A 23,816-nucleotide genomic window follows, 5' to 3' on the forward strand; every position below is an offset into this window, starting at 1 on the left:
AGCCTTCGGCATTCTCCATCAACCCATTGTTAAGATACGGATGCGTTCACCCTGCAACTGTGACTGATTGGCTTGATACCAGACTGAATTAAAATGCGTTGCATTCTGTGGAGGCAAGGGCATTGCCTTACTCCTACTCAACGGTTATTCGTAGCGATTGTTGTTTAAATCGGTATGAGAACCGCTATACATACTTAAGCCACGTTCATTTTGGCTGAGCATTCAGAATGCGGCTCGTTTCAATCAACTGTTTCAAGTCCAGCACTTTGGTGCCGTCGCTACCGATGATAAACGGCAAATTGCCATTCCACTTTTCGATCGCTTGTCGCTGCAAAAGCTCAGGCGTTAAGTTTTCCCGCAACAGCCGTTGGGCTTCTGCGTCTCCCCTCGCTAAATGGACTCTGGCTTCGGCTTCTTTCACCGCCTTTAACGCCACAAATTCTGCCCGTTTTGCCTCTTGCTCTGCAACCTGCTTTGCCTCTACAGCATCGCTAAACCGTTTGGTAAAGTGAACGTGGACTAGCGAAATGTCATCCACCGCAAGGTTATAAGGGGTGAGACGTTCAGTTAAGGCACGATCGACGGCTGTTTTCACTTCTCCTCGTTTAGTGATGATTTCCTCTGCTGTATACATTGCCATCACCGCTTTCAAGACTTCTTCAACGGCTGGATTGATGATGCTTTCTACGATCGCGCGTTCATCGCCGATCCGTTGAAAAATAACATTGGCTTTTTCAGGTGCAAGATGCCAATTCAAAGCAACGTCTGTATAAACATCTTGGAGATCTTTAGAGGATGCCTCTGCTGTAATCTGATGGCTTTGCACACGTACACTCAACTTTTGCACCGTTTGAGCAAGCGGGATGATGGGATGGATGCCTTCGCCCAGAACGGATGCTTGAACTTCCCCAAAGGTCATCAGCACGCCCCGTTCGCCAGCATTGACAATGACAAAAAAGCTAGAGAGTAAGGCCAGCAGTAATAACAGCAAGAAAACTTTGGCCGCCGCATACACATCTTTGTGGCTTTTGAGGTTGCCTTTCACGGGACTAATGTTTAGTACCGCTGCTTCTGGCTTCTTGGGTGGCTCTAGGAGGTCAGTCATACCGATTTCTGATGCTCAAGCCTTGAATGAGGGCAAAGCAGATTCTACAGTAAGCAAGTGTGAATGTATTCGAGACGCAGAGGCTCAATGCTGGACGAGTGCAAGAGACTCTCAAGTTACGTATATCAATCTATTCAACTCTAAGCGATCGCTGCAACCAAGTGCCATTCTGCAAGCGATCATTTGGGAAATGTGAGATGAGAAACCAACCCGATTCTCTAAAATTTCAGGAAGCCCTAACAACATTTGCTGAGAACAGCCAAGACTAAAAATTTTCAGATATTGAATTGTCCGCTCAAAGGTCTGCCAAAGCAGGTTTTAAGAAAGAGCCTTACTGGTCAATAAGTTCGGTTTATCGTCTCAACAAATAATACTATTTGCTTCTATGGGTTGAAATCCATAAAGTGAAAGCATTGATTTGCAATAGATCCTTGTAGAAATAGCGGAGACGACAGTGATTGCACCGTGCAGTCGCCTGATGTTCTGCTGAAAACCCATACTCTAGAAGCCATCAGCATGACTAGTGAAATTCAATTGCATCAAACAGAGCGAAGTACTCACGGTTTGAAATCTGACTGTCTCTCGTTTGGAGAAGTGCTGGCTCAATCATTTGCGGTGATTGCTCCAACGACCATTCCTGCCTCTAATCTCGGTTTAATTGTGGCGCTGGCTGGAAACGGTGCGTGGTTGAGCTTTTTGATTGGTTTGATAGGTCTGGTGTTTGTTAGCATCAACATTAATCAATTTGCCAGTCGCTCTGCGTCTCCAGGTTCTCTTTACTCTTATATTGTTAAAGGTCTGGGGCCAACGGCAGGTGTGATCTGTGGTTGGAGTTTGGTATTGGCTTATCTGTTTACAGGTATGTCGGTTCTATGCGGCTTTGCAAACTTTAGTGCTGTATTCATTGGGCATTTAGGCATTCATCCCTCAAGTATCACGTTGCTGGCGATCGGTGCTGGTATTGCCTGGTACACAGCGTATCGAGACATTCAACTTTCTGCGATTGCCATGCTATGGATTGAAGGCTTATCGCTGGGTTTAATTACGCTGCTGTGTTTGATTATCTGGGCACACAAAGGGTTTGCGCTGGATCTATCGCAGCTAACGTTGCAAGGTGTCACACCGGGTCATATTGCCACAGGGATGGTGTTAGTAATGTTTGCGTTCTCCGGCTTTGAAAGCGCGACTTCGCTGGGTGATGAGGCTAAAAAGCCATTGAAAACCATTCCCAGAGCGGTGATGGGAAGTGTTGTGTTGGCAGGGCTATTCTTCACGTTCACGACCTTTATTGAGGTGATGGGCTTTCAGGGAACGGGTGTGGCGATCGCGACTTCAGAAGAGCCGTTGAGCTTTTTATCAGAACATTATGGTATCGGCTTTTTGGGGCAATGGGTGGCGATCGGTGCGCTGGCAAGTTTCTTTGGTTGTGTCATTGGTACCATCAACCCAGCCGCCCGCATTTTCTTCTTAATGGCACGGCATGGTTTGTTCCATTCCAGGTTGGGAGCCGCACATGCTGCAAATCGAACGCCCCACATTGCCGTGTCGCTGTGTACATTAGTGATGTTTCTGGTGCCTGCGATCATGTCTATGTGTGGCATCAAACTGTTTGAGAGCATGGGCTATTTGGGTGCGATGTGCAGCTATGGCTTTTTAACGGTCTATGTGTTGATCGCGATCGCGGCTCCCATCTATCTACACCGTTTGCATCAGCTACGTCCACGAGACTTGATCATTTCCATGCTTTCGATCGGGTTCATGATGATTCCGGTGCTGGGGAGTGTGGGTATTCCGGGCAGTGAGATGTTTCCGGTGCCAGAAGCGCCCTACAATCTCTTCCCTTACCTGTTCTTGCTCTACATTACCGTTACGTGTGGTTGGTTTCTTGTGCAACGACTGCGATCGCCCCATGTCATTCAATCCATGAAGCGGGGCATTGATACGATTCATGCCCACTTTGATGAGCCAACAGTGCCTTAAATGAGCCATTACAGACTCACCACCAACCACTCAAAACTTCAATAGAGGAGGCACGGAATGAATGGATTATGGACTGCCATTACAACTGGGTTTACCGCTTTTACAGCCACAAATCTAGATGACATTGTGATTTTGCTGCTGTTTTTCTCACAGGTCAACGCTGTTTTTCGTCGTCGCCATATTGTGGCAGGTCAATATCTTGGCTTCGGCGCACTGGTGCTGACAAGTCTTCCTGGTTTCTTTGGCAGTATGCTTTTTCCACGTCCGTGGATCGGGTTATTGGGCCTTGTTCCGATCGCCATCGGCATGAGTCGGATGCTGAGCCAGGTAGAGGAGCAGATGGAAAGCACAGAGGCTATGCAACCATCAGAACAGCCCTGGTTTGCCAGTGTCCTATCGCCGCAATCGTATAGTGTCGCAGCCATTACCTTTGCCAATGGAGGTGACAACGTTGGCATTTATGTACCGCTGTTCGCAAATTGCACATGGGAAAGTCTGGCTGCCATTCTTGGTGTGTTTTTCTCGCTAGTGGGCGTTTGGTGCTACAGTGCTTTTCAGCTCACGCGTCTGCCAGTGGCTGCTGAAACGCTGACTCGCTATGGAAACCAATTGGTGCCGTTTGTCCTCATTGGTTTGGGCATTTTGATTTTGGTTGATAGCCACACGTTAGAAAACCGGGGTTTGGCGACACTCACGCTTGCCATTAGTGGACTCATTTTGCTGATGCTGCTGAGAAATGAGAGCCGCATGGCTGTGACCACACCAGAGCGTGAAGAGATGTTATAACGCCTGGGTCTAATAGTGCCTTAGTTTGATGCTTTAGAGCCTTTATGCTGCTTGAAAGCTTCACCTATAATGATGAATTCTGTCCTGACCGCCTTCAACGGTGTTCGCTGTCAATCACTTTACGGCTCTAGGCCCTTCCTACATTCACCTGTGGCTTTTCATCACAGCGTTTTTATCTGGTAAGCTACAGTCTTGTCAAGACGGGTATGAGGGCAGGGTATCGGGCTTGGTGAACGCAAATGAAAACGGCTGTAATTGCTGCTAAAAAGCATTTAGCAGGGTATGTGGTTTTCTCTCAAGTTCCATCTAAAGACTATCCACTCAACGTTTAAAGAGAACAACAATGATGAAACACTTGAAAGTAATGCTCATTGCGCTGATGGTTTTGGTGAATCTGGCGATCGCCCAACCCGCCAAAGCCGATCGCGGTAAATTTATGACCAGTCCTGACTATACGACGGTGACACAGGCGATCGACGCGTTGTTGAAGGTCAAAGATAATCCTGAAGAAGCAAATTTGACTGCCGCAGACTTGCAGGAAAAAATGGCAACCTTGCAGTTTCAGAAGTATGTGTTGGAAACGGCTGAGGGACGATCGCAGTGTGCCAATCAAACAGGCAAAACGATCGCTGTTTACGTATCGCCCAAAAAAGCCACCCAGCCGCCCACACTTTACTATCTGGGTGATGGACAGGTGACAGATGATGATTATGATTGCAAAGGCGCTTATCTGCCAGGTGGAGCAAAGCTTGCCTCTTCTCCGTTCGATACGCAGGGGCAGGAGCTAGCAGAACCTCTCGCCCTTCGCGTGGTTGATGGAACTCAACTTATTCTCACGTCCAATCCGAGTACAGGCGTGGTTGGACTGAATGCACCTGTCGCCCAGTCGTTTAAGGCAGGGGAAGGCAACTGGTCAATTCCAACCCTGACTTCAGCAGAGATTGAAGCACAGGCACCCAACTCACCAGCAGATTGATACAGCTAACCCATGAGTGAAGGCACGTTTGAAAGGTTATAGCTAAAGTCAAGTGTGTTGGTTTTGCAGGAGATGCTCAAAAGCCAAATGCTGAAAAACCTCCATCTACAGCGATACATTGTCCCGTAATGTAGGATGCGGCGGGTGTACAGAGAAATGCGGCTAAGCCTGCGATCTCTTGAGGTTCTCCCACTCGTTTTATGGGAGTTTGCGCGATGATGGCAGCTAACGTCTCTGAATTCTCTAATAAAGGTTCTGTCAGTGGAGTGCGAATGAACCAGGGAGCAATGGTATTCACTCGAATGCGATCGCCAGCCCATTCCACTGCCAGATTCCGCGTCAATTGCACCAGTGCGGCTTTAGTCATACCGTAAGGCGCACCTGTCCGAATGGCGACTAAACCAGCCACAGAACCGATGTTGACAATGCTGCTGTTATCGCTTGTTTTGAGCAATGGATATGTCAGACGACATAGTTCAAACACTGAAGTCAGATTAGTCTGAAAAATTGACTCATATTCCGCTGGTGTATAGTCTAAGGTTGGCTTCCGGATGTTTGTCCCCACGTTATTAATCAGCAGGTCTAACCCACCCATTTTCTGAACCACCTGATCGAGAATGTCCTGTCGCCCAGCCACTTCTACGACATCGGCAGCAATCCCATGAACGGGTAAGCTTGACTGCTGCCACGCTTCAAGCTGCTGTTGCACGGCTTCGGCATGGCGCGCCACAATCATCACTTCTGCACCTAAGGCTAGAAATTCTTGCGCGATCGCCAGCCCAATTCCCTTAGTAGCGCCAGTAATCAGCGCTTTCTTGCCAGTTAATGTCCACCGTTCTCGTATGCTTTCTAGAACTGTAAAATTCATCGAACCATCCTTACCAACTTGATCAATAATCTATGCATCAACACTGCTATCAGGCACCGTCTCCGCCAACCATTTCGTCATGAGGAAGCGATCGTGACGCTGATAGCCTACTTTGTGATAAAGCTTTTGAGCATCGACGTTCTCAAAATCTGCCTCCAAATGCAGCGCTTGCACCCCCAAAGCACGGCACACTTCTTCGGCAAACGCCAACGTCATCGTGCCAATGCCCTGCCTGCGGTAAGCAGGACGGAGGTAAAATTCATCAACAAATGCATCTTTTCCGCGATATTCGATGCTGTAACCTAGCGTCAAAAGAATGTATCCAATTGCCTCATGACCTTGCTGAATCAGCCAAGCCTGACCCAGAGATTCGTTGAGTAAAAGATCTTCCAGCGCTTTACGATCTGCCTGAGCATCGAATGGCAACTGCTCACCTTCATGAAACTCTTTGACAAACTCTAAAAGAAGCGTCAGGTCAGCGATCGTTGCCATTCGGTAATCAACCATCGTATTCATCCTTGCTGAATGATCATTTTTCTTGGTTTATTCAACCATTTCGCAGATCTGTTGCAGTGATTCCCTCTAGCGCTAACCCATAACCGATGCCTTCACTCACCAGGCGTTTTAGACGTTGGGTCAGGGCAACGCGAGTGTAGCGCAAATTAAGTGTTGGTTGCTTGGCAAGCTGTCTAGCCAGTTCCCACGCTCGTTCCATGAGTTTATCAGCAGACAATATCTCATTTATAACTCCTAGTTCATGCGCCTGTTGAGCTGTGAGTGTTTCCTGAGTCAGTAGGAAGTAGCGACCACGAGACGGACCTAAAACGAGTGGCCACAAAATATGCACACCATCACCCGGTACAATCCCTGCATTCAGATGAGGCATATCTTGAAATGTGGCATTTTCAGAGGCAAGCACAATGTCAGTCGTGAGGATATATTCGGAGTGCAAAAGGGCGGGACCATTGACGGCAGAAATGACTGGCACTTCAATGTCGAGGAGATTTTGCAGTACTTTTTTGCCTTCCCAGAATGTTTTGTCCCACTCACGCGGGTTGGTGACATCGCCTAAACTGTTGAAATCAATTTGTGCCATCCAAGCATCGTCTGTGCCTGTCAAGATGACAACTCGATTATCACGATCGCGGCTAATGTCATAGAAGGCATCAGGAAACTCTCTGTGAGTTTTTCCAGTGAAGACGAGTGGTCCGCCATTGGTATGCATCCTGACTTCAAGAATGCCGTTTTCATCGCGGTAGAAGTGCAAGTTTTCGTACTTGGTGAAATAATCCGGTTGAGTTGTCATGTTGAATTCTCCAAAATAAGTTAAGCGAAACAATGATTGAGGCTAAGAAATGAACACAGCAAAAGATCACTATGACCAGCACCTTGCCGCAGTGTACAGTTGGATGGCGGGTGCTCCAGAAGCGGCGATCCAACGCAACCACGATCTTTTTCATCAGCTTGGAATCGATTCAATGCCGCGAGGCTTAGCAATCGATTTAGGTGCGGGGTCAGGATCTCAATCCATTCCACTGGCAGAGTTAGGATTCTCAGTTGTTGCTGTCGATTTTTGCGAGGCACTGCTGTCTGAGTTGAACAATCGAGCAAATCATCTTTCCATTCGCATAATTCACGACAACATTCTCAATTTCCTCAACTATGCTGAGGAGCAAGCACAGGTGATTGTTTGCATGGGCGACACATTGACACATCTAGAATCCTTGAGTTCAGTCCAGTCTCTACTCACAAGCGTTGGAAATGCGCTGGCGATACATGGAAAATTCGTTTTGACTTTCCGCGACTACGTTTCCACAAAGCCACGTGGAGCGAAACGATTTATCCCTGTTAGGAGCGATGAATCTACAATTCTCACCTGTTTTCTTGATTACCATGAAGATGTTGTAGAGGTTTATGACCTGCTTCATCGAAAAGATGGAGATCAATGGGAATTGAAAGTTAGCTCTTATCCAAAGCTACGCATCGATAGCAACTGGGTTTGTGTCCAGTTACAGAAAGCAGGTCTTGAAGTGGTTCGGCATGAAATGATCAATGGAATTATGTGCATTGTTGCCCAGAAAATTTAGGCTGTCACAGCGACCATTCAAACCATTTGCCAATCTGGTCTAGACTCGCGCCGTTGTAGTTTGCGCGATCGCGCGAATTGCTTCTGTGGGTTCCAGTCGGTTGCGGTAATCTACGTCGATGTGAGCTAGCAGAATTCGCCGCTGCGGGTCAATCACAAACGTGGCTGGAACGGGTAGTTTCCAGTCATTCGTACCGTTGTAGCCGGGTAGTGGATGCCCTAGTTCGGTGTATAGTGCTTTCAACTCATTGGGTAGCTCAAACGCAATACCATAGGCATCGGCAACGGTTGAACCGATATCACTTAATACCTCAAACGATAAGTTATTCTTCTCGACTGTGCTAAGTGAGGCATCCGACGTTTGCGGCGAAACGGCAATCAATGTAGCACCTGCTGCCTGAATTTGCGGTAGAACTTGCTGATAAGCCCGTAGTTCTAGATTGCAGTAGGGACACCAGCCGCCGCGATAGAACGTCAAAATTACAGGGGCTTGCGACAGGCGATCGCTCAGTCGAACTGGGGTACCGATCGCGTTGGCGAGCGTGAAATCAGGAGCCAGATCGCCGACTTGCAGTAGGGGTTTGTCTTTGAATCCTCGCACCAGTGTATCGGTAGCTTGCTGCATGATTGCCGCTTTTTTAGCCGGAAACTTCTCTAAAAACTCAGCCCGAAAGACGTTTAGTGCTGCTTCTAAGTTCATCAGATTCACCGTTGAGTTGTGTACCTGATTCCAGGATGATTGATTACCAATAATTTGAGAAGACGGCAAAATAGAATATGATTTATTCCAAAACGGAATGGTTAACTGATGGATCGGATTGAATGCATGAAGACATTTGCGCGGGTGGTAGAAGCGGGCAGTTTCTCGGCTGTGGCGAGAGAACTAGATACGACCCAGCCAACTATCAGCAAACAAATCGCAGCATTAGAGGAGCATTTGGGAGTGCAACTGCTGCTACGATCGACCCGCAGGCTCAACTTGACTGATGAAGGGGCGCAATTTTATCAACACTGCCAGCGAGTTTTAGAAGTGGTGGCAGAAGCAGAATCGAGTGTCGGGCGGCAACAGAAACCTTCAGGTCTGTTACGGGTGAGTTGTCCCATTTCGTTTGGGCAATTTCAAATCGTGCCGCGTTTGAAGCAATTTCTCGATCGCTATCCAGCTATCAAGATCGATCTGATCATGGCAGATCACTTTATCAATCTGGTTGAAGAAGGCGTTGACTTATCCATCAGAATTGGCAACATTCAAGATACGTCACTAATTTCACAGCAAATCGGTGTGACAAGGCGTGTCACGATCGCTTCTGTCTCTTACTTTGAGCGGGCAGGTGAACCTCAAACGCCTGATGATTTATTGCATCACAATTGCATTATTTACACACAACTGGCAACCGGCAACGAGTGGCACTTTCAGAAAGAACAAAAGGTGATAAAAGTTGTCGTAAACGGCAATTTTCGAGCGAGTAATTCAGCAGCAATTCGTGAAGCTGTTTTATCTGATTTGGGAATTGCCGTAACACCGATCTGGTTATTCGTTGATATGCTTGATCAGGGAAAGCTTAGGGTCGTGCTAAAAGACTATCAACCTACATTGCTGCCAATCTATGCCATTCATCCAAGAGGTCGCTTTCGATCGGCAAAAGTCCATTGCTTTATTGACTTTTTGGCTGCTGAGTTTAAGCTCGATCCCTACGTGTCAGGCTAAGGGCAATCCTCTCTGGCGAACATGAGTCAAGGAAAATGTTCGATCACGCGGTCTAACAAGTCCTGCACCGGAACTCTCAGGGCGATCGACGAGCTTTAAAGGTTATCTGTGTCCGATGAGCTTAGTCGATCTCCAACAAGTAATGCCTCTTCTTTCACACAAGGAGGGGCATTATTTTCCATCACTATGTGTACTATAGCAGTCCTAAATCATTTGTGAGATTGAGAGGCTTTGTGAGAAAGGATTCCACTGGAATCCTTTCTCACAATCCAAATAGGATCGCTATATTACAATAAATTACCTGCAAGATAAAGGGTCATGTTCTCGCTCTTTAAGCCCAAAACAGACAATGCTGAAGCCTCTGAGGTTCCCGCAAAGCGCAATCCTAATCGCATCCGTGACCACCTGGCAAATGAACGCACCTACTTGTCCTGGGTACGGAGTGCGATCGCGCTAATGGGATTCGGCGTCCTCATTGTGCGTATCCGCCTCTTGCGCCCGCCACTGGCACCGCAACCCCCCGGTAACGGTTGGCGCTTGGGGCTTGCGTTTGCGATCGTGGGTCTTTTGACGGTGCTGCTCTCAACCCAACACTACTTCGCCATCCGCGACCACATTGAAGAAGATACCTATGAAACCCCTGATCGCTGGGTAATTTTGTCTAGCCTTGCCATTCTGCTTTTAGGCGCAGGAGTCGTCTACTACGTTTTCACCATTCCAATGGAAGCGACAGGAGCCGTTCTGCTAGAGTAGAGCGCAATTGGTAAGGCTATGGAAACTCTGGGCTGTTGCTCTCAACTGGAGTGTCAGTCGATGGTTGTTGCGGTTGAATGAGAAGGTTGGCACCTACTGCCCATGCCAGAGAGAGCATCCATCCAGCGAGGATATCGCTAGGGTAGTGAACGCCTAAATACAGTCGCGTCCAGGCGATCGCTACCACAAACACACTGCCACCGACCAATACCCATCCACACCAGCGAGTGCTCCACATCAGAGCCACCAACACGACGACGAGCGTCATACTTGACATCGCGTGACCACTGGGAAAGGAATAATCAGGTTCAGGGAGGGGTACTTCCCACAAATGGGGGCGCACTCGATGGAAGAAGATCTTGGCAGTGCGATTGATCACAATATTGCTGAAAAGAGTGATTGCCACGTAAAGCAACGATCGCCATCGCCGTTGATAGAGCAACACCAACCCAGTGACAATTGCGACTGGAAAGACACCCCAAAAGACACCAAATTTCGTTAGCGTTCTCGCAAAGCCATCTAACTCAGGCTGAACCGTTGCATGCACTGCTTGCAGAATGGGGATTTCCCACAAAAAACCATCTCCATACCAACCTACTGTCACAGCTAAAACTGAAAACACGAGCAGGGGTAGCCATATTCCAACGATGAGCGTTAACCAATAGCGATGCGATCGTCCAATCGGCTCTCTAAGTTCAGTCATATCGCTTTAGTAGGAGTCAGAAGCCAGAAGTCACAGGAGACAACGTCATTGGCTCCACAAGCGAAGCGGGAATCAATGACTTTAGAAGGAGTCACGAGTCAGAATTAACTCAAAACTCAAAACTTTATCCCTCATCCCTCACGCCTGATTCGCCAATTTCCAACTCACCATCACCAAAATAGCGTAAACCACAAAGCGGAGTAGCTTTTGCGGTGCGATCTTACAGAGCTTTGCGCCCAGAAGCACCCCTGGAACTGAACCTACCCAGATGGGCAGCACTAAACTCCAATCAACTGTTCCCAGTGTGAGATGTCCTAATGACGTGAACAGAAGCAGAATGGCTGCTTGAGTAATATCGGTGCCTACCAGCTTGCGGGTGTCAAGCTGAAAAAAGGCGATGATCACCAGTGCAAACATAGACCCCGACGACACGCTGGTAAGACCAACGACACAGCCCAAGACCAAGCCGATCGCCACTGCTAGCGATCGCCCTTGCCACGTATCCAAATCTAACTTTGGCAGTTCAGGTAATTGAAGATTAGGCGCAAAGGTTAACAGCAGCAATTGGATAAGAGCAGCGAAGGTCACAAAGAGAATGGCAAACCCCACGAGATGCAGCAAAAAAGCATCCAGATTCAACTGCTTCACGCCTCTAAGGGTGTGCAAAACAGCAACGCCCGTGAGCGATCCCGGCACACTCCCCAAAGCCAACCACTTCACAACTTGCAAATCCAGGGTCTGCTGCTGCCAGTGCTTCCAGCCACCAACCACTTTCATTAAGGTGGCAGCCACAACATCGGAGCTGACAGCAACGGCAACGGGAACCTGAAAGCCAAAAATCAACATGGGCGTAATGAGCGAGGCCCCGCCAATGCCTGTCAAACCGACGATCGTTCCCACGACAAAGCTAGAGGCAACCAAAAGCAACGCACTGGTCATCTCACGTTCTCCTAATGCTTGCCAAAACTTAAGAATTGCTCTCCAGGAAGAAGGGTTGAGAGGTCAATCACCTTAAAGTGGCATAGCACCAGAACAACGAGCGTGTAGGCTGTAGAAGTCCCTACACCAATCAAAAGTTCTTTGACCAAGCTGCGATCGCTAGTTGAATTCTGTAGAACATCAACGGCACCAAACTGCATCAGTAGAATACCGACCAGATTAGAGAGCCAGTACCCCACGATCGTCCCTGGTAAAAAATAAGTCGGCGACAGCAGACTAAGGACATAGCCAACCCCCCACGCTACAGGCAGGTTAAAGATCAGATCATTCCACCAGCACAGTGGCGACAGCAAATAGCCCAACCCCACCAAAAAGCTCCCTCGCAGCTTTCTCAACGTAATCGGGCCTGCTCCCAGAACGAACAGCTTGGGCTGCTCCAAGTCGTCTGGCACAGCCGGAAACTTCGAGCTAATTTTTTTAGAAGGCTCCATGTTTTAGTACGGTAATTCTACGCGCTTACCGTATTTTATCAGCTTGGGGATCAAATTACGAAATCTTGATAGACTTTTTGTATTTGTGTCTACACCTGGCAGGGGATCAATCAAAACGAAGTTGGGATCAACTTAGACAGGCTGCTCTCTTTATATTGTGTTACACAATCACCAAAACCGCTACCAATTAGGCGAATTTAGCGCTTTTCTCTTGCCGCGCCATCCACTCAGCGACGTATGGCGATCCCTTTCACTCCCAACCGCTGGCGCAGTTAATACTTGAACGGGAACAGGCAATGATTTAGGAGCGCTGTATCTAGTTGATGGATGTTTTCTCTCTATTGGTTCCCCTTTATTTGCGTTAAGAAGCCACGATAAGCAGTCGCTTAAAGGTTAGAAATTGTGTCATCCTGGAAGATGCCGTCAATAAGGGCGGCGATCGCGACTCTCAGGGCAGATTCATGGACGACAAGTTGATGCTGATGATTCCGGGGCCAACCCCGGTACCGGAACAGGTTTTACTCGCAATGGCGAAGCACCCGATCGGGCATCGCAGCGGCGACTTTTCCAAAATCATGGCAGAAGTGACTGATGGGTTGAAATGGCTGCACCAAACGCAGAATGACGTGCTAAGTCTCACAGTCAGCGGTACTGGTGCAGTCGAAGCGGCGATCATCAACTTTTTGAGTCCGGGCGATCGGGTGCTGGTCGGCAGTAATGGCAAGTTTGGTGAACGCTGGGTTGAAGTTTCTCAGGCGTATGGATTGAATGTGTCCCCGATCACGGCTGAATGGGGACAGGCACTTGACCCAGAGAAATTTCGGGCAGCATTAGAGGCTGACACTCAGAAGGCCATCAAAGCTGTCATTATCACCCATAGCGAAACGTCAACTGGGGTGCTAAATGATCTGGAAACCATTAACCGTCACGTCAAAGCGCACGGCGAAGCCCTCATCATCGTAGATACGGTCACCAGTTTGGGTTCCTACAATTTACCTGTTGATACGTGGGGTCTAGATGTCGTTGCGTCGGGTTCTCAAAAAGGCTACATGGTGCCGCCTGGTTTAGGCTTTGTTGCTGTAAATGCAAGAGCGTGGGAGGCGTACAAAACCGCTAAATTACCTCGCTACTACCTGGATCTAGGCAAATATCGCAAGGATGCAGCGAAAAACACCACGCCTTTTACTCCACCCGTCAACATGTTTTTTGCCTTGCAAGTCGCCCTTCGTATGATGCAGACAGAAGGGCTAGAAAACATTTTTGCTCGTCATCAGCGCTTGACGCATGCCACGCGTGCCGCTGTAAAAGCATTGGGATTGCCGCTGTTGGCCCCTGATCAGTCGGCGAGTCCAGCGATTACCTCCGTGATTCCCGATCGCGTCGATGCAGAACAAATCCGCACCGTGATGAAAAAGCGGTACGACATTATTCTCGCTGGTGGTCAAGATCACCTTAAAGGCAAGATCTTTCGCATTGGGCATCTGGGCTTTGTAAGCGATCGCGATATTTTGACCGCGATCAGCGCGTTGGAAGCGACGTTGCAAGAGCTTGGTTACGAAGGCTTCACTGCTGGAGCGGGTGTTGCAGCCGCTGCCAAGGTTTTTGCCACCGTGTAGATTTTGCCGATGTGCCGATGTGCACAGATGGCGCAGGGTGTGTTAGGTAACGCCGTAACGCATCAATCAGTAGCCTTTCGGTGCGTTACGCTCTCGCTTTTCTTGAATCCGAGGCTATACCGAACCCTACGAGTTGCGACAGATCTTTTACTGCCGGGTGAATAGCGACTACGGAGTCGTAGTTTTGACGGCTGGCATGGCGTAGTTAGCGGGACTGATTCGGTTCCTACCAGTTTGTTCTGGGTAGGCTTGCGAATGCAGCTTTTGGATGGCATCTGTCCATTGACCAATCTTGTCTTGCGCTTCTTGATAGAGTGCGCTGCCAAAACTGACGTTGCTGGCTTCGGTGATCGCCGCTTGCAGTGACGACATATCTCCTTTGCTTGCCAACTGCACAGCACGAGCGAGATAAGGACGATCTTCCATTTCTTGCAGTTGACGATTCCAGCGATCCACTGATCGTTGCGCTTCCTCATACCGAGGCGTGCCGTAAAGGACTAAACCCGCTGCATCCATCGCTGCACGTAGCCCTTCTGCTGTACCCGCGCTTGCCAGTTTACGAGCGCGATCGAGGTTTTTGGCGGCTTCGCGTGCCTGATCTTGTTGCCAGTTCGATATCAGGTCAGGTTGAGCGGTGTATTTTGCCTCAGAAGCTTGCTGGCGATCGCGGTCTGCTTTCGCCTGGGCAGCTTTTCCTTCTTTAGCTTCCTGAATTTTCTGCACTAATTCCTGGTAACGATCGCTGTTCCAATAGCGATTGCCTAACTGCCGCAACTCTCTCGCTTTCTCAAATGCTTGATCCCACTGGTCACGTTCAGCCGAAGCCTGAGCATCGCTGTAAATTGTCTGTGCATCATCCCAAGCCGACTGCCATGACTCGATGCGCCCATCGGCAGTTTTGTACGCCTCTGTCGTGACTGGAATGAGGCGTGCAACTCTGATTGCCTCTTCAAGATTGCCGTCCTGAAAAGACGTTTCTGCTAGCTCCAGCAGCTTCTGGGAGGCCTTTTCGATCAAACCATTGCTCTGGGTCGCTAAGGGATGATCGGCAGGCACCAGACGCGCTAGCCGGATGGCTTCTGATAGACTATCGATCGTTTGCTGACTGGCGCTTGCCTGAGCACAGTAAAAACCTGTGGCGATCGCATCATCCGTTTCTGCGTCTGTACTGGCCTGACAACCAGCAAGTTGCTGAAAGCGCAGCATATCAACAGCCCACCACCCCACTCCAAAGGGCAAGACCAGCAGCAACCCAAAGCTAATTAGTCGCAAAGAGAATATGTGCTTCATCTTTTGGAGCTTACATCATTCACAAGAGGTTCACCAGCGCTTTTCAAGGACGTTCACGTTTAAGGGGCAAGCTATCACCAGTTATAGCAAGACCGCATACGCAAAAAGAGCGAACTGAGTCCAGTTCACTCTTTGATTGTGAGATAAGTAGAAGCTCTTAATTAAACTGTTGATGCTCACAGCGGTCAGCCGTCAGCCTGCCTGGCATGTTGGAGTTTAATTGTGTCCGGTTACTGGTTGCAAGCACTCGTGTTTTAGGCTCGTTGCGTTTGTCTCAAAAACACGGCTGGCCTTTTTCAGTCAGCTGACTTTCTTCAGTGGAAGAGGCTAACCAGCGCTTATGCCTGCTCAAGCCAGTCATAAATTTGGTCTAACTGTTCAAGCGTCACCAGACCGTACTGCCAAAGAATCATCGGCAGGGGGCCGGGGTCATGCTCCCGATGGCGGAGTGCAATGGCGATCGCGGCAGCCGAAAGGGACAGGTCTTCCTGTAGAAACCGAATTAAACGAGTGTAGGTTGACGGTGCCGTCATGGTTCGCCTCTGGACTAGGACACTATTGTGGGTTAAGGAACAGTTGGCTGAGAAGGCTATCAGCCAGTCTTTAAGCTGACTACACAATTTAGGATGGACTATGTAGTTTCGTTTCATGAACGATCGACAGAAGCCGTTTTGTCATTCAGATCCTTAATGCCTACTTAAGCAAGCTCAACGGCTAACAGGCATCTGCGAATCTACAGAAGCAGGCTAGTATTCTAAAAATGCCTTTAGCTTTTCTTCAGCTTTTCTACTGAAGACGGATTCAGTGAAATGGAGTGAACGATCGTACCCAGGTCAAAGATCTTGATGCGCTAATCGTTCTCACTCGGCATCTCGTCGCTCTCCAGCCGATTGCTTGAGTAGGATGCATTACGCTGCGCTAACACATCCTACTCAAGCAATCGGAGTGCTTAAATCCACGATCATTAGAAACGGTATGCCTGCTGCTAGACGTGCACTATCTCATTAGACGATTGAAACATTGCTTTGGTTCATGCAGCTTTCCAGTCATGTCTGCGCGATGAAGTTAATCGCTTACAGAGTTAATTGCTCACAGCCTCACATTAGATGTCAAGATAACGACAATCCTCAATCACAAAATCTATCTACCGAAAGATTGCAACATTTGATTTCTAAAAGAGAAAATTAGTATTAAGAAGACAGGTAATGCTTGGTTAGCGGCTAGGGCGCGTCATCAATTAGGCTTAGACACCTTGAGTATCAGCCCTACCACGCCCGTCCTAACAAGGCTAGGGGCTGAAGCCCTTGCTGCGAGTTGTGTGTATGCGTAATTGATGACAGCCCCTAGTACACCTTGTCGGAAATAACCGATCACATTCAAACGCTCAAAGGCAGAAACAACAAAGTTTTTGCCTTTTGACCTCTGCTTTCTTACTTCTGCCTTCCTGCATTAGCTATTGCGGTTGCAGCACCAGGCGATCGCCCTGCTTCAGTCCCAATTCCTGTGCGCGTCCAGCGCGTAGCTCAATCACCTGATCCACTAAAGCATTGGGGCCATAAATCGGGCAGGGGTCGGCTTTGCAAGGCTGAACATTGCTGGAGACCGCCTGTACCTTGCCTTTGAGCAGAAAAACCATGTCTAGCGGAATCAAGGTATTTTTCATCCAAAAGGCAACCCGGCGTGGTGGATCAAAGGGAAAGACCATCCCTCGATCGTTTGCTAGTTCCGTGCGGTACATGAGTCCGATTTCTTGCTGTGCTGCGGTACGAGCGACCTCAAGCTGGATCACCTGATCGGCGACATTAATACGAGCCGAAAGCGGCAGAGTCTGACCAGAATTAGTTGCTGTTCGCACCGTTGCCGATGGATTAGCTGAAGGTGTTGTAGCAGAAGGGGGCCTTATAGTAGGTGGCTCGGCTGGCACTGAGGACGAACAACCGAGTAAAATGCAAGCCAGTAGAATACTGGTCATGTGTCGCCATGTCTGCCGATAGCTTGATATTTGGCGATCGAGCTTTTGTCTTATCATCCAACTCAACAGCCTGTTCCTTTGTATTAAACGTCTTTTGTTTAGTCTCATCCAGTGGCGATCGAGTTCCCAACGCATTTATTAATTCAGGCTCAAGCTTCGCGCATGACATATCCGACGCCCCGCACTGTTTGAATGAGGCGCTTCTCACCTTCGTCTTCAATCTTCAGCCTCAAGTAGCGGATGTATACTTCAATCACGTTTGATTCACCCACAAAATCATAGCCCCACACGTTTTCCAGAATTTGCTCACGGGTCAGCACTTCACGGGGATGCTCCATCAGGTACTTAAGCAATTCAAATTCTTTCATGGTGAGGTCGATCGCTCGTCCATTGCGTAAGGCGCGACGAGTGACCAGATCTAAAATCAAGTCGCCAAAGCGTAAGCGTTCACTGGCGGGGTTATCGGGCTGTAGATAAAGGCGCACCAGCCTCAAAAATTCCTCGGTTCTGTAGGGTTTGAGAAAGTAGTCATCAGCGCCTGCTTCCAAACAAGCGACACGATCGTCTACGCTGTCTCGCGCCATCATCAACAAAACGGGGATGCGGTTCCCTAGCGATCGTAAACGATTACAGAACCATAGTCCCGACTCGCCCGCCAGCATGCGATCAACCACAATCAGCGCCGGTTGTAGCTCTGTTGCTTGACGCAACCCTCCTACGGCATCGGGTGCCATCACAATGTCATAACCAGACTCTTTTAAGTCAAGGCTGACATGATTTGCCAGCGCTTCATCGGTTTCAACCAGCAGCACGCAGGGAGGTGAGTCGGGCAGAACGCTATTCATACAGATATGTAGACAGTATCAGTTACAAAATAACTGAGTTTATAAGAATCTTACTAGGAATGAATACCTAGTGACTCTTCCTGTTGTAGCACGTTCAAAGAAGACTTGGATACCGTGCGGTCTGTTGACAAACTTGACAGAGCGTTTCCACTAGTGAACAAGGTTCTCACTGAATGCTGTAAACGTCCACTACTGAAGGTTTATGACTACGGCAATTCTACTGATGAGGGTTTAGCCACATGAGGCAACCCCCAGCCAAGCTTTTCACGCAGAAGATGAAAAAATTCTGGCGATCGCAAGCGAATGAAGCGCGCATGATAGGACGATCGCTCAATGCGCACCCGATCTTCTGGAAACACGTAGCAGCCTCCGTTCCCATCTACCACCATCACCATACGGTTAGGCGTAGCCGGAAAAATGGTTACTGGCTCGGTATCAGCAAAGACCAGCGCCCGTGATGCCAGCGAATGGGGACAAATCGGCACCAACTGAAGGACAGGGACTCCAGGTGTGACCACTGGGCCACCAGCCGATAGTGAGTAAGCGGTTGACCCGGTGGGTGTGGACACAATTAAGCCATCTGCTGCGATATCAACGGGGGCGTGGTCGCCAATCTTGACCTCAAAATGGCACATGCTGGTCAAAGGTTCCCGATGGATAACCATTTCATTCAGGCACAGCGCTTCCCACAGCATGGCTTCGCTACGGTGCACCTGCACGCGCAGCATCGCCCGTTCTTCAATCTCATACTCATCCGCTAAAATGCCCTCAAGCGCCTGGGGCAACTGGTTCAAATAGGTTTCGGTCAGAAAGCCCATGTGCCCTGTATTCACGGTGAGCAGCGGGATGCCATAGGGCGCGACCTGCCGAAACGCAGACAACACGGTGCCGTCGCCCCCCAGCACGATGGCAAAAGTCATGTCGCGATCGAACCCAGGCGCGTTCAGGTAATCGATCGGCATATGGCAAACCGGGCCTTGCGGATCGGAATAACCAAGAATGCCGCCAGCACCCGTTGCCAGAAAAACCTCCCAGCCACACGCAACAAGCTTGTCTTTCAATGCTTCGGCAGTTCGACAAGCTACAGGCTTGATGTCGTTGTAAATAATGCCAGCTTTGGGCACAGCGCAGACTCACCTGAAAGGGCAATGCTTGAGTATTGGGACTATACCATTTCGAGTAGCCTACCTGTTCGAGTAAATAGGTAGCCATAATGATTTGTAAAAAGGGACTTGGGAGCTTTGCCCCCAGTCAGGAGGGCACCCCCCACCTCCCAACATCCTCGTTTCATTACGCCCAGCCGCTTAGTCTACCTGGAGTAGGCTAGAAGCGGGGGTAGGTTCGCTTTTTATCCGTTTTCTTCTTCCCTTTGGATTTTTCATAGTCAAGCTCCTTCAGCTTTTTGAGGATGCGGCTGAAGTAATCTTGCAAATACGCTTCTAACGTGGTTGTTTCGTTTGGATCTAGCCCAAAAACCGTGTAGACCTCATCCATCGGCGCGGTTAGAGGCTTGCCAGAAGAAACAACTTCGGCAAATGCCAGTCGATCGGAAATGTTCCACGTCCACTGAAAAAGCCGCGTCATTCGTCTCACAGACCGCATCAGACCGATCGGCATTCGGCTAATCTTTGCTTCACGCCCTGAGAGCCGCTCACACAACCGAATAATTTCATACGCACCCCAGTCGCGCGGACCCACAACTGGAAACACTTTCTTTTCCGTTTCGGGCACGGTCAATGCACGTACCGCAAACTTGGCAACATCCTGCGTGTCCATATAAGCAGTTGGTGACGTATCACCCATAACCCAGACGGACTGACCTTCCAGAACTGGAATTGCATATTGTCCAATGAGACCCTGCAAAAACCCGCAAGGACGAAGAATGGTGTAGTTCAAGCCTGACTCGGTTAGAAAGAGTTCAGCGCAGCGTTTCACTTCCATCAACGGCACATCGGGATACTTCTCAGCATCGAGAATTGAAACGAAAATAAAGCGCTTCACGTTTGCCGCTTTGGCCGCCTGAATAAGATTGACGTTACCTTCCCAATCAACCTGCTTGACGTTGAGTGAATCCGTTGCCCGTGTTGTTGCAGCATCGATTACTGCATCCACATCTTTAAGTGCTGGTGGCAATGTTTCTGGCACACACAGGTCACCCTGCACTAACTCGGCACCCCACTCCTTTAAAAAACCTGCCTTCTTCACGCTGCGGACTAGACAGCGAACCTGATATCCCTCATCTAACGCGCGGCGAGTTATTTGTCTTCCTAACGTGCCAGTGGCACCCACAATTAATAAATTCATGAGGGAGTCGCAGTTAATTCTTAACTTTTTATAAGATTTTATCAGAAATTGCTTCACTGTCTGACGGAGTTGACCAGAGACAGCCGATCGGACAATTGCCTGACTTGGTTGACTCTAACTCAATTCAGACGGTCTTACAACGTCGATCGAGCGCCCCTCCTCGCTATGCCTTAACTGAGAGGCTGAAACGAAAGTTGGCAAGATAACACGTTCATGCACATCCAAGCTGAAGAATGGTTCTTATACAAGCCAGCGATCGTGCCCTTGAGTTTTAAGGCGAGCAGCCTCAACTAAGTTCAATGTCTACTCGGCTAACCATTTGTGCTTCAGAGAAGCGTTGGGTGCTTGAGGCGAATGTGCTGCGCAAAACGTTGTTTTTGAGGTGATAAACTTCAGCATTTAGGCTGAGAAGCCGCTAAACCGTGCTGGGAACGTTTAAAAACAGAAACCCTGGATCTTCGCTAAAACTTGCTGTAACAAATTTTATGTGAGGCGGTAAGTTCCGGTGTTTGCACTGAGAAACCCTTACACCGCTCAGGGAATGCTAAGAGCAAGAGTCTCAGGTTTTTGCTAAAAAACAGTTTAGTAATACCTGTCGCTGAGGAAGCAATCCATTCGATTACCTCCAGCCCAGACGTTCATTGATCGCCCCCAACAAGCCCCAAATTTCACGACTTTTCTCATACGCATCCAGTACAGCTCCCTCAACAGGAAAACTCTGGAGCCATTGAGGCTTCTACTGCACCTATTGCCCTACTCCCAATCACGTTCCCGTAGACCCGGCCCCTAAGAAACGTCCCATTTCTAATCGGACGAATCGGTTTACGAGCCGCTTGGCTACTGGAGCGCTGTAGTTTGCTGGCTGTTCACTGTCTGTAAGCCGCTTTTGCAGCGCAGGCTCAGTTTTTGGGGTGAGTCTTCTCAACGCATGGGTGCAGAGACACTGCTGACCTCCCTACGTTCTTATTGTTTATACAGTCATGCAAAGACGAACCCGTTGTACCTATCGCCGACTGCTAGCGACGACTCTTCTCGTTGGCGGTGTGTTATCAGTCTCCACGTCTGCCCTTGCAGATGGCACAGCCGCCGGAACGACCATCAGCAATACAGCAACCGCGACCTATGAAGACCCAAACGCACCTGGCACTACGATCAACGCCACGTCTAACACAGTCACTGTTACGGTTGCAGAAGTGGCTGGCATCACCGCAACGCCTCTAGCGATTAATGACGTTAATGGTGGCACCGTGCTGCCAAATGATGTTCTCAACTACGACTATCGGCTCACGAATGTTGGCAACGACCCCACCCGCTTCTTTATTCCAGGCAGTGCCGTAGTGACAGGGCCAGGAACCGCTGGAACACTCCAATACAGCACTGATGGCGGCACGACGTTTAACCCTGTTCCAGGGGGCGGACTGACGACGGCTTCGATCGCAGCGGGTAGTTCGGTCATTGTGCGTGTGCCTGTCACCATTTCTGGGTTGGCTTCTTCCGGTGCAACCGTTGCGGTGCGACTAGGCGATACGGGCCCTAATGACAATAGCGCTGCTACCCAGAACCAGCCTGATGCTCCCGATGGCGCTAATACCACCGAGATTCGGACGATCGACAATTTAGACGGTACGGCAACAGGCGAAGCCGCAGGTGCGCCCAGCAACGGAGAACGGGAAGCCAGCGTGACGCAACAGGTATTGGTGGGTTCGCAGCCCCAGGCGTTTGCTGCCGTTCTGAAGACCCGCACAGCTTACAGTGACGCTGGTACAGCCGCACTCAACGATGATGTGTTGACCTATGGTTTGTCGCTGCGCGTAGATGCCACCGCACCAGCAGGCACGAGTGGACTTAGCCCTGCAAACCTGGTGGGCACAACCGTCAATGGCATTGGCACGAACCGAGTTCTGGTCTCTGATGCCATTCCAGTCGGAACAACGCTGACTGGAACCCCTACAGCCCCTACAACCCCAGCTGCCTGGACAGTTGTTTATACGACCGACCCAACGACTACTACGGCAAACAACGCGACCTGGACAGCGACTCGACCGGCCTCAGGTATCACGCGTGTTGGGTTTGTCTACGACGCAACAACAACTCCTATTGCCGCAGGTACAACCGTGACAGGCTTTAGCTTCCAGGTCACAACGACGGGCGTAACGGCAACTACGACGATTGCCAACTTGGCTCAAGTCTTTGGTCAAACATCCGGTGGCGGTACCACTTTGGTGTACGACGAATCGGGTGACCAGGCTCCTAGCAACTTCAACGACGATGGTACCGTTGGTTCCAACACGCCGACTACAGGTGTGGCTACCCCAACAGCAGATGGGGTAGACAGCAATGGCAACAACACAGGTACGGGGCCAGGTGGTGAAGATAACGTTTATACCGTAGCGGCGGCGGGTACGATTCTCAACGGGCCAAACGGTCAACCTGGAGCCGTAGGGCCAACGAATAACAATGACGACTTTACCAATAAGTCATCTACGATTCCAGTCAATACCGCACCCAATACAACGATCGATCCAAACTCAGTCACCTTCCTGAATACGATCAACAACCCCACAACAGGCAGCCTCAGTAATATTCTGCTAGTGCCTGATTCTGCTAACTTTACGCTTGGTGCGGGCGAGGTTCTGCCACCAACAGGCACAACGGTCACGCTGACCTATGGTGCTCAAACAGCCGTTTACACCTACAACGGCACCAACTTTATCTTTACGTCTGGTAGCGCGATCACGATTCCCACCCTAACTGCTGGAACGTCGGTGAACTATAGCGTCGCTGTAGACTTGCCAGCGGGTACGGCCCTTTCTACTGATACGGGTAATGGTTTCTCGATTCCTATCTACGCCTTCCAGGATGTGAATGGTAATGGTAGACCTGATCTGGCAACGGCAGAACCCACCCAAAACCGATCGATCGATCGCGTTTACACAGGCTTTTTGAAAATGGTGAAGGATGCACGCATTCTAGACACCAATGGTACGACGGTGGTTGAGAACTATACGCAAACTCCAACCGCTGCCAATCTGCGGGTTGGTCGGTTTATTGAATACCGCATTACCTACACCAACATCTCGATCGCGCCAGTCGGTGCAGGCAACGTCACGCTCAATGCGGGCAATGTGGTCATCACTGAAGATGGCACCACAGGTACCAACACCTGGGCAAAAGACAACGATACCAACGGCACGATCGACACCAGCAATGTAGTGGGTTCGACAACCGCTCAGTTTGGCACCGTTACCTACTCTCCCAGTGGTGATCAAACGGGAACGACGCAGGCAACGGATGTGACTCGGTACGTCAATACCTTGGGTATCGCCATACAACCCGGAGCCAGTGGCACCTTCATCTTCCGCCGCCGGATCAACTAGACCAATGCGCCAGCATC

At 49.5% G+C, this 23,816-nt stretch carries 23 protein-coding genes; 8 read left to right on the forward strand and 15 right to left on the reverse strand.

Features of this window, described 5'->3' with window-relative positions; translation table 11 throughout:
* Positions 1-205: 205 nt before the first annotated feature.
* Positions 206-1,105 (reverse strand): prohibitin family protein, encoded by a 900-nt coding sequence (locus tag AC5JLP_RS06185; RefSeq protein WP_496067046.1) that lies wholly within the window; start codon positions 1,103-1,105, stop codon positions 206-208.
* Between the two features lie 516 nt (positions 1,106-1,621).
* On the opposite strand from AC5JLP_RS06185, the gene AC5JLP_RS06190 reads away from it, so the two are divergent.
* The 3 genes from AC5JLP_RS06190 to AC5JLP_RS06200 all read left to right on the forward strand — a co-directional run bounded on the left by AC5JLP_RS06190 (position 1,622) and on the right by AC5JLP_RS06200 (position 4,847).
* Positions 1,622-3,085 (forward strand): APC family permease, encoded by a 1,464-nt coding sequence (locus AC5JLP_RS06190; protein WP_496067047.1) that lies wholly within the window; start codon positions 1,622-1,624, stop codon positions 3,083-3,085.
* A gap of 57 nt (positions 3,086-3,142) precedes the next feature.
* Positions 3,143-3,871: a cadmium resistance transporter gene (locus AC5JLP_RS06195; protein WP_496067048.1), complete on the forward strand. Its 729-nt coding sequence runs from the start codon at positions 3,143-3,145 to the stop codon at positions 3,869-3,871.
* A gap of 343 nt (positions 3,872-4,214) precedes the next feature.
* Positions 4,215-4,847 carry a hypothetical protein gene (locus AC5JLP_RS06200; RefSeq protein WP_496067049.1) on the forward strand — a complete coding sequence of 211 codons (633 nt, stop codon included), beginning with the start codon at positions 4,215-4,217 and terminating at the stop codon, positions 4,845-4,847.
* A 76-nt stretch (positions 4,848-4,923) separates the two neighbouring features.
* Here the strand turns inward: AC5JLP_RS06200 and AC5JLP_RS06205 are convergent, their stop codons facing one another.
* Genes AC5JLP_RS06205 through AC5JLP_RS06215 form a run of 3 tightly spaced genes read right to left on the reverse strand, consistent with a single transcriptional unit; the run spans position 4,924 to position 7,021 of the window.
* Positions 4,924-5,715, reverse strand: coding sequence for an SDR family oxidoreductase (locus tag AC5JLP_RS06205; RefSeq protein ID WP_496067050.1), 792 nt, complete (start codon positions 5,713-5,715; stop codon positions 4,924-4,926).
* Between the two features lie 30 nt (positions 5,716-5,745).
* The gene (locus AC5JLP_RS06210) at positions 5,746-6,222 is read right to left on the reverse strand and encodes a GNAT family N-acetyltransferase (RefSeq protein ID WP_496067051.1); all 477 of its coding nucleotides are present in this window, start codon (positions 6,220-6,222) and stop codon (positions 5,746-5,748) included.
* Positions 6,223-6,262: 40 nt separating this feature from the next.
* Positions 6,263-7,021, reverse strand: coding sequence for an enoyl-CoA hydratase/isomerase family protein (locus AC5JLP_RS06215; RefSeq protein WP_496067052.1), 759 nt, complete (start codon positions 7,019-7,021; stop codon positions 6,263-6,265).
* A 49-nt stretch (positions 7,022-7,070) separates the two neighbouring features.
* Here AC5JLP_RS06215 and AC5JLP_RS06220 point away from each other — a divergent pair, with 49 nt between their 5' ends.
* Positions 7,071-7,802, forward strand: a complete 732-nt coding sequence (locus AC5JLP_RS06220; RefSeq protein ID WP_496067053.1) for a class I SAM-dependent methyltransferase — start codon at positions 7,071-7,073, stop codon at positions 7,800-7,802.
* A gap of 39 nt (positions 7,803-7,841) precedes the next feature.
* On the opposite strand, the gene AC5JLP_RS06225 is transcribed toward AC5JLP_RS06220, so the two are convergent.
* On the reverse strand, positions 7,842-8,570 hold the full coding sequence (locus tag AC5JLP_RS06225; protein WP_496067054.1) for a peroxiredoxin-like family protein: 729 nt from the start codon (positions 8,568-8,570) through the stop codon (positions 7,842-7,844).
* Positions 8,571-8,609: 39 nt separating this feature from the next.
* On the opposite strand from AC5JLP_RS06225, the gene AC5JLP_RS06230 reads away from it, so the two are divergent.
* A complete protein-coding gene (locus AC5JLP_RS06230; protein WP_496067055.1) occupies positions 8,610-9,509 on the forward strand; it encodes a LysR family transcriptional regulator in 900 nt (299 codons plus the stop codon).
* Positions 9,510-9,827: 318 nt separating this feature from the next.
* On the forward strand, positions 9,828-10,262 hold the full coding sequence (locus AC5JLP_RS06235; RefSeq protein ID WP_496067056.1) for a YidH family protein: 435 nt from the start codon (positions 9,828-9,830) through the stop codon (positions 10,260-10,262).
* A 16-nt stretch (positions 10,263-10,278) separates the two neighbouring features.
* On the opposite strand, the gene AC5JLP_RS06240 is transcribed toward AC5JLP_RS06235, so the two are convergent.
* From AC5JLP_RS06240 to AC5JLP_RS06250, 3 genes are all read right to left on the reverse strand, one after another.
* Positions 10,279-10,965: a phosphatase PAP2 family protein gene (locus AC5JLP_RS06240; RefSeq protein ID WP_496067057.1), complete on the reverse strand. Its 687-nt coding sequence runs from the start codon at positions 10,963-10,965 to the stop codon at positions 10,279-10,281.
* Positions 10,966-11,103: 138 nt separating this feature from the next.
* On the reverse strand, positions 11,104-11,904 hold the full coding sequence (locus AC5JLP_RS06245; protein ID WP_496067058.1) for a sulfite exporter TauE/SafE family protein: 801 nt from the start codon (positions 11,902-11,904) through the stop codon (positions 11,104-11,106).
* 11 nt (positions 11,905-11,915) lie between these two features.
* Complete coding sequence (locus AC5JLP_RS06250) at positions 11,916-12,395, reverse strand: DUF7980 family protein (protein WP_496067059.1); 480 nt, start codon at positions 12,393-12,395, stop codon at positions 11,916-11,918.
* A 461-nt stretch (positions 12,396-12,856) separates the two neighbouring features.
* Between AC5JLP_RS06250 and AC5JLP_RS06255 the strand changes: the two genes are divergently transcribed.
* A complete protein-coding gene (locus AC5JLP_RS06255) occupies positions 12,857-14,011 on the forward strand; it encodes a pyridoxal-phosphate-dependent aminotransferase family protein (protein WP_496067060.1) in 1,155 nt (384 codons plus the stop codon).
* A gap of 168 nt (positions 14,012-14,179) precedes the next feature.
* Here AC5JLP_RS06255 and AC5JLP_RS06260 read toward each other — a convergent pair whose 3' ends face one another.
* From AC5JLP_RS06260 to AC5JLP_RS06290, 7 genes are all read right to left on the reverse strand, one after another.
* Positions 14,180-15,283 carry a hypothetical protein gene (locus AC5JLP_RS06260; RefSeq protein ID WP_496067061.1) on the reverse strand — a complete coding sequence of 368 codons (1,104 nt, stop codon included), beginning with the start codon at positions 15,281-15,283 and terminating at the stop codon, positions 14,180-14,182.
* Between the two features lie 356 nt (positions 15,284-15,639).
* A complete protein-coding gene (locus AC5JLP_RS06265) occupies positions 15,640-15,834 on the reverse strand; it encodes a DUF2949 domain-containing protein (RefSeq protein WP_496067062.1) in 195 nt (64 codons plus the stop codon).
* A 920-nt stretch (positions 15,835-16,754) separates the two neighbouring features.
* Positions 16,755-17,156, reverse strand: a complete 402-nt coding sequence (locus AC5JLP_RS06270; RefSeq protein WP_496067063.1) for a DUF192 domain-containing protein — start codon at positions 17,154-17,156, stop codon at positions 16,755-16,757.
* 13 nt (positions 17,157-17,169) lie between these two features.
* On the reverse strand, positions 17,170-17,442 hold the full coding sequence (locus AC5JLP_RS06275; RefSeq protein WP_496067064.1) for a hypothetical protein: 273 nt from the start codon (positions 17,440-17,442) through the stop codon (positions 17,170-17,172).
* Complete coding sequence (gene nblR / locus AC5JLP_RS06280) at positions 17,423-18,118, reverse strand: response regulator transcription factor NblR (protein WP_496067065.1); 696 nt, start codon at positions 18,116-18,118, stop codon at positions 17,423-17,425. Before nblR ends, AC5JLP_RS06275 begins: the two co-directional genes overlap by 20 nt.
* A 206-nt stretch (positions 18,119-18,324) precedes the next feature.
* On the reverse strand, positions 18,325-19,242 hold the full coding sequence (locus tag AC5JLP_RS06285) for an NAD(+) kinase (RefSeq protein ID WP_496067066.1): 918 nt from the start codon (positions 19,240-19,242) through the stop codon (positions 18,325-18,327).
* 199 nt (positions 19,243-19,441) lie between these two features.
* Positions 19,442-20,422: an SDR family oxidoreductase gene (locus AC5JLP_RS06290; protein ID WP_496067067.1), complete on the reverse strand. Its 981-nt coding sequence runs from the start codon at positions 20,420-20,422 to the stop codon at positions 19,442-19,444.
* A gap of 980 nt (positions 20,423-21,402) precedes the next feature.
* Between AC5JLP_RS06290 and AC5JLP_RS06295 the strand changes: the two genes are divergently transcribed.
* Positions 21,403-23,799, forward strand: coding sequence for a beta strand repeat-containing protein (locus tag AC5JLP_RS06295; protein WP_496067068.1), 2,397 nt, complete (start codon positions 21,403-21,405; stop codon positions 23,797-23,799).
* Positions 23,800-23,816 lie beyond the last annotated feature (17 nt).

It is taken from the genome of Stenomitos rutilans, from assembly GCF_059505485.1.